This is a genomic window from Methylobacterium symbioticum, from assembly GCF_902141845.1.
Lineage (GTDB): Bacteria > Pseudomonadota > Alphaproteobacteria > Rhizobiales > Beijerinckiaceae > Methylobacterium > Methylobacterium symbioticum.
Genome location: NZ_CABFPH010000223.1, coordinates 1 through 1,652 on the forward strand (window position 1 = coordinate 1; position 1,652 = coordinate 1,652).

Consider the following 1,652-nt stretch of genomic DNA (forward strand, 5'->3'; position numbering starts at 1 on the left):
GCGAAGGCGCCCAAGCGCGAGCCCGCCACCCGGAACGCCGAGGCGGCGCCGCCGCGTCCGCAACGGCCGCATGTCCAGACCCGGCAGGCGGCGCGCCCGCTGCCGCGGCCCGCGCGCGAGGAGGCGGGGGTGGTCTATGCCGATCCGGATCCGTGGGCGGGCCGGGCCGCTCCGGTGGTGCGCGGCTGGTGGTGAGGTCCCCAGCCCGACGACACGGTTGAGGACAAGAATCCGTGAGCGTGCGCGGTCACACTTGCGGGCACGATTTCGCCATGGTCGAGCCTTAGCCGTAGGGAATCGAGCGGTGTCCAGGTCGAGGACCCGATAACCGGCCGTTGACGGTTTTCGGCAACCTTGCGTTCACCATGATTCCCGCCGTCGCGGGTCCCCGCACTGGGCAAGGATCATCGTGCGCAGGCTCTCCCGCATCCGACCCGCCCGCCGTCTCGTCATCGCCGTCTCCGGCCTCACGATCGCCCTGCTCGGCGGCACCCGCGGCACCCAGGACGCGGTCGCCAACGGCGACACCCGCACGCTCTCGATCTACCACACCCACACGAAGGAGAGCGCGACCGTCACGTTCAAGCGTGACGGGCGCTACGACCGTGCGGCCCTGGAGCAGCTCAACTGGCTCCTGCGCGACTGGCGCATGGACGAGCCGATCAAGATGGACCCGCGCCTGTTCGACACGGTGTGGGAGGCCTACCGGCAGGTCGGCGCCTCCGAGCCGATCCACGTGGTCTCGGCCTACCGCTCGCCGGGCACCAACGCGATGCTGCGCCGCCGCTCCCGCGCGGTGGCGGAATTCAGCCAGCACATGCTCGGCAAGGCGATGGACTTCTACCTGCCCGACGCGTCGATCGACCAGATCCGCGCGGTCGGCATGCAGATGCAGCGCGGCGGCGTCGGCTGGTATCCGCGCGCGGGCTCGCCCTTCGTGCATCTCGACGTGGGCTCGGTGCGCTCCTGGCCGCGCATGAGCCATGACCAGCTCGTCCGGCTGTTCCCGGACGGCAAGACCGTGCACCTGCCGGCGGACGGCCACCCGCTCGCCCGCTACGAGGAGGCGCGCGCCGAGGTGCTCGCCCGCGGCGGCTCGGGGGCCGGCATCACGACCCAGGTCGCGGCGGCCGAGGAGGATGACGGACCGAGCGTCGGCAAGTTCCTGGCAAGCCTGTTCGGCGGCGGATCGAGCACGCCGGAGCCCGCTCCTGCCCCGACGGCGCGGCGACGGCAGAAGCCGGCCATCGTCGTCGCAAGCGCCGATCCGGACGTGCAGATCGGCTCGGGCAACGCGCTCGCCTACGCCGCCCCGAACGCCGATCAGGCGCTGCGCGGCTCGGCGCTCCAACGGGGCGTCAAGGCGGCCGACGCGAAACCCGTCGATGCCAGGAGCCTGCTCACCGCCGAGACGCCCGCGCCGGCGGCCGCGAAGCCGGCCGATCCGCTGCTGCAGGCGGTCGAGGCGCCGCTGCCGCCGCGCCGGCCCGCCGAGTTCGCCACCGTCGCCGCAGCGGCGATCATGATGCCGCTGCCGCCGCAGCGCCCGGTCCAGCTCGCCGCGATCGGTCCGGTGGCGCTCGCCGCGCCGCCCTCGATGCTGCAGAAGAGCGAGGCCACGGCGCCCCCCGCCCGCCGCGTCGCGCTCGTGC

Annotated in this window: 2 protein-coding genes; both read left to right on the plus strand. The window is 73.5% G+C overall.

Going from position 1 to position 1,652, the window contains the following annotated elements:
* The coding region (locus MET9862_RS29780) for a hypothetical protein (RefSeq protein ID WP_497756014.1) at nt 1-195 on the plus strand (195 nt) is incomplete at its 5' end.
* 214 nt (nt 196-409) lie between these two features.
* Nucleotides 410-1,652, plus strand: a 1,243-nt coding sequence (locus MET9862_RS28945) for a peptidoglycan L,D-endopeptidase MepK (RefSeq protein WP_244612963.1), incomplete at its 3' end; no start/stop codon positions are given.